This is a genomic window from Streptococcus thoraltensis DSM 12221 (assembly GCF_000380145.1).
Lineage (GTDB): Bacteria > Bacillota > Bacilli > Lactobacillales > Streptococcaceae > Streptococcus > Streptococcus thoraltensis.
The window spans coordinates 67112-83057 of the sequence record NZ_KB904632.1; the positions used below are offsets into that span (position 1 = coordinate 67112).

Below are 15946 nucleotides of genomic sequence, written 5' to 3' on the forward strand. Positions count from 1 at the left end.
AAAAGTGAAGTAGTTCCTCAATCTCCTATAGTTACTCCAGAGCAACCAGATGCAGCAACAGGAACTAAGACTGATTTAACACCAGACACCCTATTGACGGATGTTAAGGATTCAAACGTAGCGATTGATGCTAAAAGTGAAGTAGTTGTCCAATCTCCAAGTGTTACTCCTGTCCAACCAGCTGCAGAGGCAGGAACTAAGGCTGAGTTGATACCAGATTCATCTTTGAAAGATGGTAATGTTTCCACTGTAACCGTTGGTGCTAAAAGCGAAGTAGTTTCTCAATCTCCAAGTGTTACTCCCGTCCGACCAACTACAGAGGCAGGAACTAAGGCTGAGTTGATGCCAGATTCATCTTTGAAAGATGGTAATGTTTCCACTGTAACCGTTGGTGCTAAAAGCGAAGTAGTTGTCCAATCTCCTATTGTTACTCCAGAGCAACCAGATACAGAAACAGGAACTAAGACTGATTTAACACCAGACACCCCATTGACGGATGTTAAGGATTCAAACGTAGCGATTGATGCTAAAAGTGAAGTAGTTGTCCAATCTCCAAGTGTTACTCCCGTCCAACCAACTGCAGAAGTAAGCTCTAAAACTGAGTTGGTCTCTCTGCCACCAAAGGGTGATGATAGTTCTAATGCACAAGTGATTTCCTTTAAAAAAGAAAATCGTGTTGATACGAAAAGTCCATCTGAGACAAATTACGAGATGAACAATAATAAAGTAGCTAGAAAGAACCGAACTCAAACCAAATTGACTAAGTTTGTTAAAGCAAAAAGCAAAAAGGAGGTAAAAGCTTCTTATTCGCAAAGTGCTGTTTATTATTGCATTATGACTCCAATATTCATTTTAGGAAGTATTTTGGGATTGAAGGCATTAAAGAAAGAAAAATGAATCATTACATTTCGCTGTAAAATGTAGCAGGTAAGAATGGTTCTGTATTTCTATGCTGACTATTTGTACAGAAAACTGTTGTCTTTTCATATAAGCATAGACTTGATTATGCGTAATGAGCTCGAATGAGACGATGTATAGAGGTGATCGCATGTGATTTCGTAGAAGTCACTTGTGATTGCCTTTTTGTTTGCATTGTAAAAGTCCTATGCCATACAGAAACTGTATCTTTATTTCTTGAAAGTCAGTAAGCGCCCAGTAAGCACTCCATAACGAGGTATCTACCGAGATTGTCAGTAGTTCTCCAGTATACTGTTAGTAGAAAACAGAATTGGAGGTTATTGTGATGTCACAACCTATCGTTCCTTTGGAAACGCCACAATCTCGTCGTTTTGATAAGAAAAACAAAAACGAGATGGTGCTGAAAATGCGTATTGGAAAAGTTGAACTAAGCTTGTTCCAATCTCTTCATCAAGAAACACTGGAAACTATTTTAGATAAGGTAGTGCTCTATGACCATTCAACTCAGTGATTTAGGGCAAGTCTATTTGGTTTGTGGGAAAACGGATATGAGACAAGGTATTGACTCGCTCGCTTATCTTGTTAAACGTCAATTTGCCTTGGATCTTTTCTCAAGTCAGGTCTTTCTCTTCTGTGATGGACGCAAAGACCGTTTCAAGGCTCTCTATTGGGGTGCTTACGAAAGTCATTCAATTTTCAAAGAAAGACTGAATGATCACCGCAAACAACGCTATATTTTTGTTCATTTGGCTGAGTATTTACACAGTTATTTAGGAACTAGGAAATAGCCTTTGAAAAGTCTCCCTTTAACTGGTTAAAAAATGGTCTAAGTCACAAAGAGGGGTGGAAAACTTTTCATGTATATGGTATGATAAGCTACTCAATTGACTTGAAATATCTGACCTATTTGGTATAATAGATAGAAAATACTTTTAAGGAGAACATCATGCCTGAACGTGGTTTGTTAATTGTTTTTTCTGGACCGTCAGGTGTTGGAAAAGGAACAGTTAGACAAGAAATTTTTTCGACGCCAGATCATAAGTTTGAATACTCAGTGTCTATGACGACACGCCCTCAAAGACCTGGAGAAGTTGATGGTGTTGATTATTTCTTTAGAACCCGTGAAGAATTTGAAGAACTTATTCGTCAAGGGCAAATGTTAGAATATGCGGAGTACGTTGGTAATTACTATGGAACGCCACTCACGTATGTCAATGAAACTTTAGATAAAGGAATTGATGTTTTCCTTGAGATTGAAGTTCAAGGAGCAATCCAAGTTAAGCAAAAAGTACCAGATGGCGTCTTTGTTTTCCTAACTCCTCCAGATCTGGAAGAGTTGGAAGATCGTCTAGTTGGTCGCGGAACTGATAGCCAAGAAGTCATTGCACGCCGTATCGAGCGTGCACGTGAAGAGATAGCCCTTATGCGCGAGTACGACTACGCTGTTGTTAACGATGAAGTACCACTTGCTGCGGAGCGCGTTAAGCGTATCATCGAAGCGGAGCATTTCCGTGTGGAACGTGTCATTGGTCGCTACGATAAGATGATTGCAAAGACAAGTGCAAGCAAATAGGATTTAGAAAAGAGAAAAAACGCTTATGATGTTAAAACCTTCTATTGATAAATTATTGGACAAAGTCCCTTCAAAGTATTCTTTGGTTATTCTACAAGCTAAACGTGCCCACGAATTAGAAGCTGGAGCAAAAGCAACTAAAGAATTCAAGTCTGAAAAATCAACACTTCGTGCATTGGAAGAAATTGAAGCGGGATATGTAACCATTCATCCAGATCCAGTTGCAAAACGTGAGTCTGTTCGTCGTAAAGCAGAAGTTGAGCGTCTTGCAAAGGAAGAAGAAGAACGTAAAATTAAAGAACAAATCGCAAAAGAAGAACAAGAAGAAGGGCAAAAAGTCTAAGGTTGGTTGCAATCTTAGCTTTTTTCAATTTTCAGAGTCATACAGAAAAAAACTATGACTTTTGACAATCTAACTAGAAGGAGACATATGCAAGCTAAAATCATTGTTGATGTGCCTTTGATGCAAACAGATAAACCTTTTACTTATTCAATACCTGAAACCTTTGAGGAACTGATACGTGTTGGGTCAAGAGTTCATGTCCCCTTTGGAAAAGGCAATCGGCTTTTACAAGGTTTTGTCATTTCAATTGAAGAAAATACTGACAATCAAGGACTAAAATCTATTGCTGATGTGCTTGATTTGGAACCAGTTCTAAATGACGAACAGCTACAGTTAGCTGATCATATGCGAAAGACTGTTTTTTCTTACAAAATCACCTTGCTAAAAAGCATGATTCCTAGTCTACTTAATTCGCAATATGATAAACGCTTAAAACCTAGCGATGACATGTTGGCAGATGACAAAAAAGCGATTTTTGGGGATTCTTCTAGCCTTTCTTATTCGGATATTCCGGTGGAAAAACGAAAAGCCGTTAATCGTTTCATTGTAACCAAACAAATTTTGGTTGATTATGTGGCGAATGATAAAAAGAAAATCAAGACAGAGAAATACCTAGATTTAGATAAGTTAGTTTTGTCTGACTTGGAGATTTCTAATCGTGCTAAAAAGCGTCAGGAAGCTAAGGAGTGGCTCTTATCACAGGAAGTTCCATTTTCTATAAAAGCTAGTGAACTTAATAAAAAGTACTCAAGAGAAGTTGTTCAGTTTTTCATTCAGGCGGGTGCCCTCATTGAGCGTCAAGAAGAAGTAGAACGATCTGCCGCTTATTTTGCCTCGGTTGAAAGTAGCGGTTTTCTTCCTCTTAATGAGGAACAAGCTTGCGCTGTTGAAGCTATTTCCAACTCCATTGGACAAAAAAACGCCAAGCCATTTCTTCTAGAAGGGATCACAGGTTCTGGAAAAACAGAAGTTTACTTGCATGTTATTGACCGCGTTCTCAAATCTGAAAAGACAGCTATCGTTCTCGTTCCTGAGATTTCATTGACCCCTCAGATGACACATCGCTTTATTTCACGATTTGGTAAACAAGTGGCTATTATGCATTCAGGACTTTCTGACGGTGAGAAATTTGATGAATGGCGTAAGATTAAGTCAGGTCAAGCTAGAGTTGTTGTTGGGGCGAGGTCGGCTATCTTTGTTCCGCTTGAAAATATTGGTGCCATCATTATTGATGAAGAGCATGAAGCAACCTATAAGCAGGAGTCCAATCCACGCTATCATGCTAGAGATGTAGCGCTTCTAAGAGCTAAGAGTCATGGAGCAGCTCTAGTGCTTGGTTCAGCAACACCTTCTATCGAAACACGCGCGCGAGCTAGTAAGGGTGTTTATCATTTTTTACAACTTACAGAGCGGGCTAATCCAGAGGCTAATATTCCTAAAGTAGAAATTGTAGATTTTAGAGATTATATCGGTCAGCAAGAGACTAGTAACTTTACACCGCTGTTGTTGGAGAAAATTCAAGAAAAATTAGCGAAAAAAGAGCAGGTCGTACTCATGCTCAACCGCCGTGGTTACTCAAGTTTTGTCATGTGCCGTGAATGTGGTTATGTGGATGAATGCCCTAACTGTGACATTTCATTGACGCTTCATATGGACACAAAAACGATGAATTGCCACTATTGTGACTTTCAAAAGGCTATTCCACGAGAATGTCCGTCCTGTCAGAGTAAAAGTATCCGCTATTATGGCACTGGAACTCAGAAAGCCTATGATGAGTTGCACGAGCTTTTATCAGAAGCTCGGATTCTACGAATGGATGTGGATACCACGCGTCGTAAGGGTGCCCACGAGAGCCTTCTGAAGGCTTTTGGCAACCATGAGGCGGATATTCTACTAGGGACCCAGATGATTGCTAAAGGACTGGATTTTCCTAATGTGACTCTTGTCGGTGTTTTAAATGCAGATACCTCGCTCAATCTACCGGATTTTCGTGCTAGTGAGAGAACGTTTCAACTCCTAACGCAGGTAGCGGGTAGGGCTGGCAGAGCTGACAAGGCAGGAGAGGTCTTGGTGCAGACTTATAACCCTGAACATTATGCGATTCGGTTCGCTCAAAAACAAGATTTTGAAGGTTTTTACGAGTATGAAATGCAACTTCGCCAGAAAATGGGGTATCCGCCATATTACTATACGGTGGGAATTACCCTCTCTCACCAAGAAGAGCAAGAGGCGGTTCGGAAAGCCTATGATGTCTTAAAGGGCTTGAAAGGGCATCTATCAGAACAAGTCAGGTTCTTAGGACCAACTCCAAAGCCCATCGCTCGTACGCACAATAAATTCCACTATCAAATCATTATCAAGTACCGCTTTGAGAAACATCTGGAAACAGCACTCAACGCACTGTTAGAATGGACCCAAAAACCAGAAAACAAAGAGCTTCGTGTTACAATTGATAATGAACCACAAAATATGATGTAAAAGCCCTTATGTAAGGAGAATGACATGACAAAACCAAAATTAATTTTTATGGGGACACCTGATTTGGCGGCAACTGTTTTGAAAGGGATCATTGATGATGGCTCCTATGATATTTTAGCCGTTGTGACCCAGCCTGATCGTGCCGTTGGCCGAAAAAAAGAAATCCAAATGACACCTGTTAAGAAAGTTGCTTTGGAAAATCATCTTTCTGTCCTCCAACCGGAAAAACTCTCTGGAAGTCAAGAGATGTCAGATATTATGGCTCTTGGTGCAGATGGTATTGTGACAGCTGCTTTTGGTCAATTTTTACCAGGAAAACTTTTGGATTCGGTTGACTTTGCAGTCAATGTTCACGGGTCTCTTCTGCCCAAATATCGCGGAGGTGCACCCATTCAGTACGCTATTATCAATGGTGAAAAAGAAGCAGGGATTACGATTATGGAAATGGTTCGTCAGATGGATGCGGGCGATATGATTGCTAAGGCTTCTATTCCTATCACAGATGAAGATAACTTGGGAACCATGTTTGATAAATTAGCAGTGCTTGGACGTGATTTGCTCTTGAAAACACTCCCTGAGTATATAGCTGGCAATATCACACCAGAACCTCAAGATGAATCACAAGCTACTTTTTCGCCTAATATTTCAGCAGAAGAAGAACGAATTGATTGGATAAAATCTAATCGTGACATTTTCAACCTTGTTCGTGGCTTAAATCCCTGGCCCATTGCTCATACCATTTGGAATGACAAACGGTTCAAGATTTATGAGGTTGAACTGGTTGAAGGACATGGGCAACCAGGACAAATCATCGAAAAAACTAAGAAATCATTAGTAGTTGCGACAGGTGATGGTGCCCTTTCATTGCGGCGTGTTCAACCTTTTGGTAAACCACAGATGGCTATTTCAGATTTTCTAAATGGTCTTGGACGTGACTTAGAAGTTGGTGATAGCTTTGGCGAATGATTGGAAAAAAATGGCACGTGGTGGCGCTCTGCTTACTCTCGAGAAAGTCTTTCATGAAGATGCCTATTCAAATATTGCCCTCAATACCCTACTGAACAAGCGTCAGTATGATGATAGAGACAAGAGCTTAATCACTGAGATTGTCTATGGAACAGTTTCACGCAAGATTACATTGGAATGGTATCTGGCGCATTTCATTGCAGACAGAGACAAGTTGGAACCCTGGGTTTATGATTTGCTCATGCTCAGTGCCTACCAGTTGATTTATCTAGATAAACTACCGGCTCATGCGGTAGTCAATGATGCGGTTCGTATTGCTAAAAATCGAGGAAATAAAAAAGGAGCTGAGAAGTTAGTCAATGCCGTTCTTCGTAGACTGACTTCTAAAACTTTGCCGAATATTGAGGTCATTAAACGTATCAATAAGCGTTATTCAGTTAAGTATTCACTGCCTGTTTGGCTGGTTAAAAAACTGATTGAACAATATGGTCAAGAAAGAGCGGAAGCTATTTTTGAAAGTCTCTTTGAGCGAAATAAAGCTAGTATTCGTGTTACAGACGCCAGTCGTCTAGAAGAGTTCAAGGATAACTTTCAAGCAGATTATTCGCAACTATCCCCAGTTGGCTTAACCAAATCATCAGGGCGTTTTGCTTCTAGTGTGGCTTTTAAAAACGGTGACATTACCATTCAAGATGAGACCAGCCAATTAGTAGCCCCAACTCTTGATATTCAAGGTTCAGAAACGATTTTGGATGCCTGTGCGGCTCCTGGGGGTAAAACAGTGCATATGGCTTCTTACTTGACGTCTGGAAAAATTACCGCACTTGATTTATATGACCATAAATTAGCTCTCATTCAAGAAAATGCCAAAAGACTAGGACTAGCTGCTAGGATTGATACCAGAAAATTGGACGCCAGACAAGTGGCTGATGCCTTTCCTGCAGAAAGTTTTGACAAAATATTAGTTGATGCACCTTGTTCTGGAATTGGGCTTATCCGTCGCAAGCCAGATATTAAATACAACAAAGATCTTCAGGATTTTGCTAGTTTACAGGCAATCCAGTTAGAGATTCTGTCTAGCGTTTGTCAAACCTTACGAAAAGGTGGTATAATGACCTATAGTACTTGCACTATTTTCAAGGAAGAAAACCAAGACGTCATCAAGGCTTTTTTGGCAAGTCATCCTGATTTTGAACAAGTAGCTTTAGATCACGACAAAAAAGATATTGTAGTAGATGGTTGTCTTTTAATCACACCAGAACAATATCAGACAGATGGCTTTTTCATCGCGCAACTGCGTAAGAAAGCCTAGTGACTTAATAGGAGGAAAGCTGGCATTCGTCAGAAAAGACATACAGATTATGGAAATTTCACTTTTAACAGATATTGGAAAGAAACGTTCCAATAATCAAGATTTTGTAAATCAATACAAAAATCAGAGCGATATTACACTTGTCGTTTTAGCTGATGGCATGGGTGGACATCGCGCTGGAAATATTGCTAGTGAGATGGCTGTTACAGATTTAGGAAATCAATGGGCAGCGACAGATTACACTGATGTTAATCAAATCCGTGACTGGATGCTAGTAACAATTGAATCTGAGAATCAAAAAATTCATGCTCTAGGGACTTCTGAAGAATTTAGTGGCATGGGGACAACGATTGAGGTATTGGCATTTATCAAAGATGTCGTTTTATATGCTCACGTTGGTGATTCTCGTATTGCTCTAATTCGCGATGGACAATATAAACAGTTGACCAGTGACCATTCTTTAGTTAATGAATTAGTTAAGGCTGGGCAGTTGACTGAGGAAGAGGCTGCTGTTCACCCTCAAAAGAATGTTATTACACAATCCATTGGTCAAGCGTCACCTTTAGATATTGATTTGGGCATTCAACCGCTCCAAAGTGGTGATTTTATCTTGGTTAATAGCGACGGCTTATCAAACATGGTTAGTCGTCAGCAGAAATTAGAGATTATCTTATCAGAAAAAACGGTACAAGAAAAAGTAGAAAATCTGGTTGATGCGGCAAACCAAGCAGGTGGACTGGACAATATCACAGTTGTCTTGATTGCCTATAACGAGGAGGATGCTTAATGATCCAAATCGGCAAATTATTTGCTGGGCGTTATCGTATTCTTAAATCCATCGGTCGCGGTGGTATGGCTGATGTTTATTTGGCACATGATTTGATTTTAGATAACGAAGAGGTCGCGATTAAGGTGCTTCGAACTAATTATCAAACGGACCAGATTGCTGTTGCTCGCTTCCAACGAGAAGCGCGTGCGATGGCTGAATTGAGCCATCCCAATATTGTTGCTATCCGTGACATTGGCGAAGAAGACGGGCAACAATTTCTTGCAATGGAGTACGTTAATGGCCCAGATTTAAAAAAATACATTCAAGATCACGCTCCGTTATCAAATGCTGAGACAGTTCGCATTATGAGTGAGGTGCTATCTGCCATGCAGTTAGCCCATCAAAAAGGAATTGTTCACCGTGATTTGAAACCACAGAACGTTCTTTTAACAAAAGATGGTGTGGCTAAGGTTACCGACTTTGGTATTGCGGTTGCCTTTGCAGAAACCAGTCTGACACAAACTAATTCTATGTTGGGGAGTGTGCACTACCTATCACCGGAGCAGGCACGTGGTTCAAAAGCAACGATTCAAAGTGACATCTATGCCATGGGGATCATGTTGTTTGAAATGCTTACTTGCCACATTCCTTTTGATGGGGATAGTGCGGTAACCATTGCGCTTCAGCATTTCCAAAAACCACTGCCTTCAATTATTTTTGAAAATCGAAATGTTCCGCAAGCTTTAGAAAATGTTGTGATTAAGGCGACTGCTAAAAAACTAGGAGATCGTTATGTCTCAACAACAGACATGTATCAAGACTTGGGCACCGCTCTAGATCCTCGTAGATCGCGTGAACGAAAGCTAGTTTTCCAAGATTCGACGGATACTAAAACATTACCTAAGATTGAGCCAGCCCCTGTTAAAGAGACTCCTAAACCAGTTATAGCACCAGAGTCTACCAAGGAAGTAAAGGCAAAAGAAACTTCTAAGAAGGTAAGTCCAAAACCAAATCATAAGACAAGTAAAAAGTCGAAAAGACCACTTTGGCGACGCCTGTTCAGATGGCTTATTTTGGCTATTGTTATACTGGTAGTTGGGGTTGCTTACTTTGTCATGTCAAGTAGCAATGACAGCATAGTAGTACCAGATGTTTCTGGTCAAACAATAAAAGAAGCGCAATCAACCCTTGAAGAAGCTGGTTTAACAGTTGGCAGTGTGTCACGCAAAGAAAGTGAGACCGTCAAAGAAGGGAGAATTATCTCTACAACCCCTAAAGCAGGAGCTACCAAAAAAGAAGGTAGCGAAATTAATTTAACAGTTTCAAAAGGGACAGAACGCTTTGATATGACAGATTATACTGGGATGACTTACAGAGATGCTGTTAAAGATTTAACAGAAAATTATGGCCTTTCTAAGAAGCAAATCATAAAAAAAGAAGTCTTAAGTGATGAGTACAAACCTGGTGAAATTATTAGCCAGACTCCGAAAGCCGGGGAAAGCTTCAATCCTTCTGGAGATGATACAATCATCTTTGAAGTTGCGACTTCAGCTACTGTAACTATGCCAGCCTTGGTTGGTTATAGTTATTCAGATGCTAAAAATACTCTGTTAGATTTGGGCTTTAAATCTTCACAGATTCAGACAGATTCGGCTAGACCTTCTTCTTCAGCGACTGTCTACGCTCAATATCCATATGCGGGTACTTTAGTAGACCTCTCTTCTGGAGAAGTTGTGACGCTATATTTGAGTAATCCAGAGCCATCAACAGCAAGCAGTGCCTCATCATCAAGTGATACGAGTACTAGCATGACAAGCCAACCGGAGACAAGCACTTCTAGCAGTTCATCAAGTTCAAGTCATTCCTCGACGGATAATTCTGAGGATAGTAGTAAAACAGAATCATCTGGCGATAATCCTTGATTAAGAAGTCGTTTCAGATTCTAAAATGATAAAAAAAATAGAAGTATTTCCCTGATTAGTAACTTTGCTAAGTGGGAAATACTTTTTTGTAAGTCTTTAGGCTGATGTTCTCTGCTGAAACTTGTGGTAAACTTAATCATAGTGATAACGGTGAGGTTTTATGCGTAAATTTCAATTTTTTTTAATCGTTGAAGCTATTTTATTGCTCCTAGCGATGATGACCATTTTATCAGATGATGTGCCACGATTCATAGTAATCTTCATCTTAACTTTATTAGTTCTTAAATTTTATAACAATACGGATAAGATTAATTTTGTTTTAACAGCATGTTTACTGATATTTTTCTTGATTATAATGCTCAATCCCTTTATTATTTTAGCAATGATAGTTGGTTTGATTTATATCGTGATCAATCATTTTTCACAAGTTCAAAAGAGTAATCGATTGGCTGAATTATCGTTTGAAACAAGGCCAGTAACCCTAACAAAATATCGTAATCAATGGTTTGGACAAGAAGAGGATTTAACATCAGATACTTATTACTTTGATGACATCGATGTGATTCGTATCAGTGGCAATGATACTATTGATTTGTCTAAAGTTATTTTAAGGAATCAAGATAATGTTATCCTTATCCGAAAAGTTTATGGGCCGACAAAAATTCTTGTACCGTTTGACGTTTCGGTTAGTTTAACAGTTAGTTCCATTTATGGTTCAGTTTCTTTTTTTAATGATACACCTTACGATTTGAGAAATGAAACGATTAAACTGAGAAGTGATGATTATGAAGACAGTAGCCGCAGTGTCAAAATTGTGATTAGTAATTTTGCTGGGGACACAGAGGTGGTGAGCCGATGAAAAAATCCCACATTATGTTACTGTTTCTCTATGCTCTGGTCATTATTTTTTCTATTGTTTCATTGATTTTGGATTCTTTTTCCATTTCCTTAAAGGATGTTGTTATGGATGTTGAACGATTGAATCAGTTTATTTTTTCAATCGTCTTGTTGACTATTTCCTTAACCATCATGTTGCTTTTTGTTTCAACCCTACTCAATTACAATTCACATCGCCACATTTTTAAAAATTTAAGAAGAATTGTCCACAATCAACCAGTACAAGCTGGTGACGATGAGTTGGGACAAATCATTAATCAACTGTCAGAAAAAACGATGACATTAACTCAGCAGTTGCAAAACACTGAAAATGTGGACCTTTCTCAAAAGGAAGGTATTATACAGGAAGAAAGAAAGCGTATTGCAAGGGATTTACATGACACTGTTAGCCAAGAGCTATTTGCAGCAGTCATGATTTTATCGGGTATTTCCTACAGCCTTGCTAATATGAGTCAAGAAGCACTTCAAGAGCAATTGAAAAATGCAGAAGATATTTTAACAAATGCCCAAAACGATCTGCGCGTCATGCTTCTTCATTTGCGTCCTACGGAGTTAGAAGGAAAGTCTCTCAAACAAGGTTTAGAGATGATTTTACAGGAAATTAAAGATAAGAGTCCGATTCAAGTTTCTTTCAAAGAAAATTTACAAGGCTTACCCAAGCCAATCGAAGACCACCTGTTTCGAATTATCCAAGAGTTTATTAGCAACACCTTAAAGCATTCAAAGGCAAATCAACTGGATATTTATCTTTATCAGACATCAAGTTCAGTTCAGTTGAAAATGATTGATAATGGTGTAGGTTTTGATGTTGAAGAGGCTAAAAAAATCAGCTATGGCTTGAAAAATATGGAAGACCGCGTTTCAGATATGGCAGGTACTTTTCAGATAATCTCTGCACCTAATCAAGGTGTCACTATGACAGTAGTCTTGCCACTAATAGGAGAAGTAGATGAATAATTTAACGATATTATTAGTTGATGACCATGAGATGGTTAGGATGGGCTTAAAAAGTTTTTTAAACCTCCAACAAGATATTTCAGTTATTGGAGAAGCTGGGAATGGACAAGAGGGGATAAAGAAAGCTCTCGATTTGCGACCAGATGTCATTGTTATGGATTTGGTCATGCCTGAAATGGATGGGGTAGAAGCAACCTTACAAATCCTAAAAGAATGGTCAGAAGCCAAGATACTAGTTCTGACGTCTTATCTTGACAATGAGAAAATCTATCCAGTTATTCAAGCAGGTGCTAAAGGCTATATGCTAAAAACCTCTAATGCTCCAGAGATTCTCAATGCCATTCGAAAAGTTGCTGAAGGCCAGCTGGCTATTGAAACAGAGGTTGAGCAAAAGATGAAGCATCATGATGAAAATCCTGCTCTTCATGAAGATTTAACTGCTAGAGAAAAAGACATTTTGCATTTATTAGCCAAGGGTTATGATAATCAAACCATTGCTGATGAATTATACATTTCATTGAAAACAGTGAAAACACATGTTTCAAATATTTTAGCCAAACTTCAAGTTGATGACCGCACACAAGCAGTTGTCTATGCCTTTAGACACCATTTGGTCCCCCAAGAAGACTAAAAATTATGATACAATGAATAAGTATAATATTTTTAGTAAGGAGAAAGAATGGACGTCAAAACGAAATACAAAGCTAAAAAGATTAAGGCAGTTTTCTTTGATATTGATGATACATTGCGTATCAAAGATACGGGATACATGCCTCAATCGGTTGCGAAAGTTTTCAAATCTTTAAAAGAAAAAGGGATTTTAACTGGAATTGCTAGCGGTCGTGCTATTTACGGTGTTGTTCCAGAAATTCGTCAACTTGATCCGGATTATTTTGTCACAATTAACGGAACTTATGTCATTGATAAAAAAGGTAATGAAGTTGCTAATTTGCCATTAGCCAAAGAGATTGTCGAGTCATTTGTTTCGTGGTGCCAAGAGAGTGGGATTGCCTACGGATTTGCTGGTAAGGAAAAAGCCGTTATTTCTGAACGAAATGAGCTGATTGATAATGCCATGGTTCCTGTTTATGGGAACTTAGATGTGGAACCAGACTTTCATTTAACCAATGATGTTTACCATATGTGGACTTTTGCCGAGAACAATTCGGAGCTTGTCTTGCCTGAGAATTTGGCGGATCAAGTGCGGCTAGTACCTTGGCACGTGCATTCATCAGATACGGTAAAATTAGGGATTTCAAAAGCATCTGGCTTGGATCATGTTTTAGAAAAAGAAGGCTTAAAACCAGAAAATGTCTTATTCTTTGGTGATGGATCGAATGATATGGAAATGTTTGATCATGTCGGTCTTAAAATTGCTATGGGCAATGCAGTTCCAGAATTAAAAGCAAAAGCAGATTATGTTACGAATAATGTAGAAGAAGATGGCATTTTACATGCCTTGGAGGAATTAGGGTTGGTAGAAAAAGAAATACACTTTCCACAATTAGATTTAGAAAACGTAGAAGGACCTGTTGCAACTATTAAGACAAATCAAGGTGATTTAGTTGTTAAATTGTTTCCAGAACAGGCACCTAAAACGGTGGCGAACTTTGTTGGCTTAGCTAAAGATGGTTATTATGATGGGATTATTTTCCACCGTATCATTAAGGATTTCATGATTCAAGGTGGTGACCCAACTGGAACTGGTATGGGTGGTGAGTCAATCTATGGTCAAAGTTTTGAAGATGAGTTTTCAGAAGAACTCTATAACCTTCGTGGTGCACTTTCGATGGCAAATGCTGGACCAAATACAAATGGTAGTCAGTTCTTTGTAGTTCAAAATGTAAACTTCCCATACAGTGCTAAGGAATTATCCCGTGGTGGTTGGCCAGCAGCAATCGCTGAGTACTATGCTAAAAATGGCGGAACACCACACTTGGATCGTCGTCACACTGTTTTTGGTCAATTAGTAGATCAAGCTTCTTATGATGTCTTAGATAAAATTGCGGCAGTTGAAACAGGTGCGCAAGACAAACCTCTTGAAGATGTGGTGATTGAAACTATCGAGGTTGTTGACTGATGAACATTGGGGATAAGCTTAAGGGAACAATCACAGGTATTAAACCTTATGGCGCTTTTGTCCAATTAGAAAATGACACAACTGGTTTGATTCACATCTCGGAAATAAAACCCGGCTTCATTGATAATATTTACAAATGTCTATCAATTGGTCAAGAGGTTACTGTACAGGTGCTAGATGTCGATGAATATACTCAAAAAGCAAGTTTATCAATGAGGACTTTGGAGGAAGACCGCCATCAAATGCCACATCGCCATCGTTTCTCAAGTAATCGCCATCGTACAGGCTTTAAACCCTTGGATGAAAAAATGCCAGAATGGATTAAAGAAAGTTTACATTTTTTAAAAAAAGAAGATTAAAAAAGGGTTTACTGCAGTTTCCTTGCAGTAGCCCCTTTTTTTATCGTTTGCTATTAGTTGAAATCATAAAGTGGTGTTGAGAGGTAGCGCTCACCATTATCGGGAAGAATTGCTAAAACTTTTTTTCCTTTTCCTAATTCTTTAGCCTTTTCAATAGCAGCAAAAACAGCTGCACCAGAAGAAATACCGACTAAGAAGCCTTCTTGTTCACCGACTTTTCGTCCAATTTCTAAAGCATCGTCAGATTTAACGCGGATAATTTGGTCGTAAGCATTAGTATCAAGAGTATCAGGGATAAAACCAGCTGAAATCCCTTGAATTTTATGAGGACCAGGATTTTCACCCGAAAGAACGGCAGATTCATCAGCCTCAACCGCAACGATTGCAACATTAGCATTGGCTTTTTTCAGTGCATTAGCAACACCAGTAATAGTTCCTCCTGTTCCGACACCTGATACAAAAGCATCAAGTCCTGTTTCGCCGAAAGCATCGAGGATTTCCTGACCAGTCTGTTCTTCATGTACTTTTGGGTTTGAAGGATTAGCAAACTGCATTGGTAACCAGCCTTGGCGCTCATCAGCTAATTCTTTAGCTTTAGCAATAGCCCCTTTCATTCCTTCGATACCTGGTGTTAACACTAACTCAGCACCGTAAGCTTGGATTAATTTACGACGTTCGATACTCATGGTGTCAGGCATAACAATGACAACTTTATACCCCTTAGCAGCACCGACCCAAGACAAGCCGATACCAGTATTTCCAGAAGTGGGTTCAATAAAGGTATCACCAGCTTTAAGAGTTCCAGCTTTCTCAGCATCCTCAATCATTTGAAGAGCAATGCGATCTTTGACAGACGAACCAGGATTAAAAGCTTCAATTTTGACATAAACGTCTGCAGCCTCTTCTGGAACGATACGATTAAGTTTGACAATAGGTGTTTGCCCAACGAGTTCGGTAATATGATTGTGAATTTTTGTCATAATTCTAGCTCCTCAACAGTTTTGAATACTAGTATAAAGGCTAGTTGGAAGCTTGTAAAATACAAATTCCTTATCATACTGATAAAGAATGTGTATCATCATGAAAGAGGCAAAATTCAAGTCCAAGTTAGCCAGCGTATAACACCTCTCTGGGAGTTTTGTAATCTAATACTTTCTTAGGATAGTTATTGATCCAATTTTCAATGAATGTGACCTGTTTTTGGGTCGCATTTTTACTTCCCTTTGGTAACCACCGTCGAATCAAACGATTATGGTTCTCATTGGTNCCTCTCTCCCAAGAGGCATAAGGGTGGGCATAGTAAATGTGCTCAGGGTCAAAAACCTCAGATAAGCGACTAAATTCCGTTCCGTTGTCAGCCGTGATAGAGTGA

At 39.2% G+C, this 15946-nt stretch carries 17 protein-coding genes; 15 read left to right on the plus strand and 2 right to left on the minus strand.

Annotated elements, in window-relative coordinates; all coding sequences use genetic code 11:
• The 15 genes from A3IA_RS0111045 to A3IA_RS0111115 all read left to right on the plus strand — a co-directional run.
• Window positions 1–897: hypothetical protein (locus A3IA_RS0111045; protein ID WP_026217686.1), on the plus strand; the 897-nt coding region annotated here is incomplete at its 5' end.
• 346 nt (window positions 898–1243) lie between these two features.
• The gene (locus tag A3IA_RS0111050; protein ID WP_018381386.1) at window positions 1244–1429 is read left to right on the plus strand and encodes a hypothetical protein; all 186 of its coding nucleotides are present in this window, start codon (window positions 1244–1246) and stop codon (window positions 1427–1429) included.
• A complete protein-coding gene (tnpB, locus tag A3IA_RS13150) occupies window positions 1410–1706 on the plus strand; it encodes an IS66 family insertion sequence element accessory protein TnpB (protein ID WP_018381387.1) in 297 nt (98 codons plus the stop codon). Before A3IA_RS0111050 ends, tnpB begins: the two co-directional genes overlap by 20 nt.
• Window positions 1707–1864: 158 nt before the next feature.
• Entirely contained in the window at window positions 1865–2491 is a 627-nt protein-coding gene (gene gmk / locus A3IA_RS0111060; RefSeq protein ID WP_018381388.1) for a guanylate kinase, read from the plus strand.
• A 25-nt stretch (window positions 2492–2516) separates the two neighbouring features.
• Entirely contained in the window at window positions 2517–2834 is a 318-nt protein-coding gene (rpoZ, locus tag A3IA_RS0111065; protein WP_018381389.1) for a DNA-directed RNA polymerase subunit omega, read from the plus strand.
• Window positions 2835–2921: 87 nt separating this feature from the next.
• The gene (locus A3IA_RS0111070) at window positions 2922–5312 is read left to right on the plus strand and encodes a primosomal protein N' (RefSeq protein WP_018381390.1); all 2391 of its coding nucleotides are present in this window, start codon (window positions 2922–2924) and stop codon (window positions 5310–5312) included.
• Window positions 5313–5336: 24 nt separating this feature from the next.
• Entirely contained in the window at window positions 5337–6278 is a 942-nt protein-coding gene (fmt, locus tag A3IA_RS0111075; RefSeq protein WP_018381391.1) for a methionyl-tRNA formyltransferase, read from the plus strand.
• Window positions 6268–7590 carry a 16S rRNA (cytosine(967)-C(5))-methyltransferase RsmB gene (gene rsmB / locus A3IA_RS0111080; RefSeq protein WP_026217687.1) on the plus strand — a complete coding sequence of 441 codons (1323 nt, stop codon included), beginning with the start codon at window positions 6268–6270 and terminating at the stop codon, window positions 7588–7590. The genes fmt and rsmB overlap by 11 nt, the downstream gene beginning before the upstream one ends.
• A 49-nt stretch (window positions 7591–7639) precedes the next feature.
• A complete protein-coding gene (locus A3IA_RS0111085; RefSeq protein WP_018381393.1) occupies window positions 7640–8377 on the plus strand; it encodes a Stp1/IreP family PP2C-type Ser/Thr phosphatase in 738 nt (245 codons plus the stop codon).
• A complete protein-coding gene (gene pknB / locus A3IA_RS0111090) occupies window positions 8377–10281 on the plus strand; it encodes a Stk1 family PASTA domain-containing Ser/Thr kinase (protein WP_018381394.1) in 1905 nt (634 codons plus the stop codon). Before A3IA_RS0111085 ends, pknB begins: the two co-directional genes overlap by 1 nt.
• A gap of 160 nt (window positions 10282–10441) precedes the next feature.
• Complete coding sequence (gene liaF, locus A3IA_RS0111095) at window positions 10442–11140, plus strand: cell wall-active antibiotics response protein LiaF (protein ID WP_018381395.1); 699 nt, start codon at window positions 10442–10444, stop codon at window positions 11138–11140.
• Window positions 11137–12135 carry an envelope stress sensor histidine kinase LiaS gene (locus tag A3IA_RS0111100; RefSeq protein WP_018381396.1) on the plus strand — a complete coding sequence of 333 codons (999 nt, stop codon included), beginning with the start codon at window positions 11137–11139 and terminating at the stop codon, window positions 12133–12135. Before liaF ends, A3IA_RS0111100 begins: the two co-directional genes overlap by 4 nt.
• Window positions 12128–12766, plus strand: coding sequence for a response regulator transcription factor (locus A3IA_RS0111105; protein ID WP_018381397.1), 639 nt, complete (start codon window positions 12128–12130; stop codon window positions 12764–12766). Before A3IA_RS0111100 ends, A3IA_RS0111105 begins: the two co-directional genes overlap by 8 nt.
• A 48-nt stretch (window positions 12767–12814) precedes the next feature.
• The gene (locus A3IA_RS0111110) at window positions 12815–14215 is read left to right on the plus strand and encodes a Cof-type HAD-IIB family hydrolase (RefSeq protein ID WP_018381398.1); all 1401 of its coding nucleotides are present in this window, start codon (window positions 12815–12817) and stop codon (window positions 14213–14215) included.
• Window positions 14215–14574, plus strand: a complete 360-nt coding sequence (locus tag A3IA_RS0111115) for a S1 RNA-binding domain-containing protein (RefSeq protein WP_018381399.1) — start codon at window positions 14215–14217, stop codon at window positions 14572–14574. Before A3IA_RS0111110 ends, A3IA_RS0111115 begins: the two co-directional genes overlap by 1 nt.
• Window positions 14575–14627: 53 nt before the next feature.
• Here A3IA_RS0111115 and cysK read toward each other — a convergent pair whose 3' ends face one another.
• A complete protein-coding gene (gene cysK / locus A3IA_RS0111120) occupies window positions 14628–15554 on the minus strand; it encodes a cysteine synthase A (protein WP_018381400.1) in 927 nt (308 codons plus the stop codon).
• A gap of 127 nt (window positions 15555–15681) precedes the next feature.
• On the minus strand, window positions 15682–15946 hold a 265-nt coding region (locus tag A3IA_RS0111125; RefSeq protein ID WP_018381401.1), incomplete at its 5' end, for an IS30 family transposase.

What these genes read in the sequence shown, in the direction of transcription:
- rpoZ (WP_018381389.1), top strand. Translation starts at nt 2,517, where the DNA reads ATGATGTTAAAACCTTCTATTGATAAATTATTGGACAAAGTCCCTTCA.
- tnpB (WP_018381387.1), top strand. Translation starts at nt 1,410, where the DNA reads ATGACCATTCAACTCAGTGATTTAGGGCAAGTCTATTTGGTTTGTGGG.
- cysK (WP_018381400.1), bottom strand. Translation starts at nt 15,554, where the DNA reads ATGACAAAAATTCACAATCATATTACCGAACTCGTTGGGCAAACACCT.
- A3IA_RS0111115 (WP_018381399.1), top strand. Translation starts at nt 14,215, where the DNA reads ATGAACATTGGGGATAAGCTTAAGGGAACAATCACAGGTATTAAACCT.
- liaF (WP_018381395.1), top strand. Translation starts at nt 10,442, where the DNA reads ATGCGTAAATTTCAATTTTTTTTAATCGTTGAAGCTATTTTATTGCTC.
- pknB (WP_018381394.1), top strand. Translation starts at nt 8,377, where the DNA reads ATGATCCAAATCGGCAAATTATTTGCTGGGCGTTATCGTATTCTTAAA.
- A3IA_RS0111105 (WP_018381397.1), top strand. Translation starts at nt 12,128, where the DNA reads ATGAATAATTTAACGATATTATTAGTTGATGACCATGAGATGGTTAGG.
- A3IA_RS0111070 (WP_018381390.1), top strand. Translation starts at nt 2,922, where the DNA reads ATGCAAGCTAAAATCATTGTTGATGTGCCTTTGATGCAAACAGATAAA.
- A3IA_RS0111050 (WP_018381386.1), top strand. Translation starts at nt 1,244, where the DNA reads ATGTCACAACCTATCGTTCCTTTGGAAACGCCACAATCTCGTCGTTTT.
- A3IA_RS0111100 (WP_018381396.1), top strand. Translation starts at nt 11,137, where the DNA reads ATGAAAAAATCCCACATTATGTTACTGTTTCTCTATGCTCTGGTCATT.
- gmk (WP_018381388.1), top strand. Translation starts at nt 1,865, where the DNA reads ATGCCTGAACGTGGTTTGTTAATTGTTTTTTCTGGACCGTCAGGTGTT.
- fmt (WP_018381391.1), top strand. Translation starts at nt 5,337, where the DNA reads ATGACAAAACCAAAATTAATTTTTATGGGGACACCTGATTTGGCGGCA.
- A3IA_RS0111110 (WP_018381398.1), top strand. Translation starts at nt 12,815, where the DNA reads ATGGACGTCAAAACGAAATACAAAGCTAAAAAGATTAAGGCAGTTTTC.
- A3IA_RS0111085 (WP_018381393.1), top strand. Translation starts at nt 7,640, where the DNA reads ATGGAAATTTCACTTTTAACAGATATTGGAAAGAAACGTTCCAATAAT.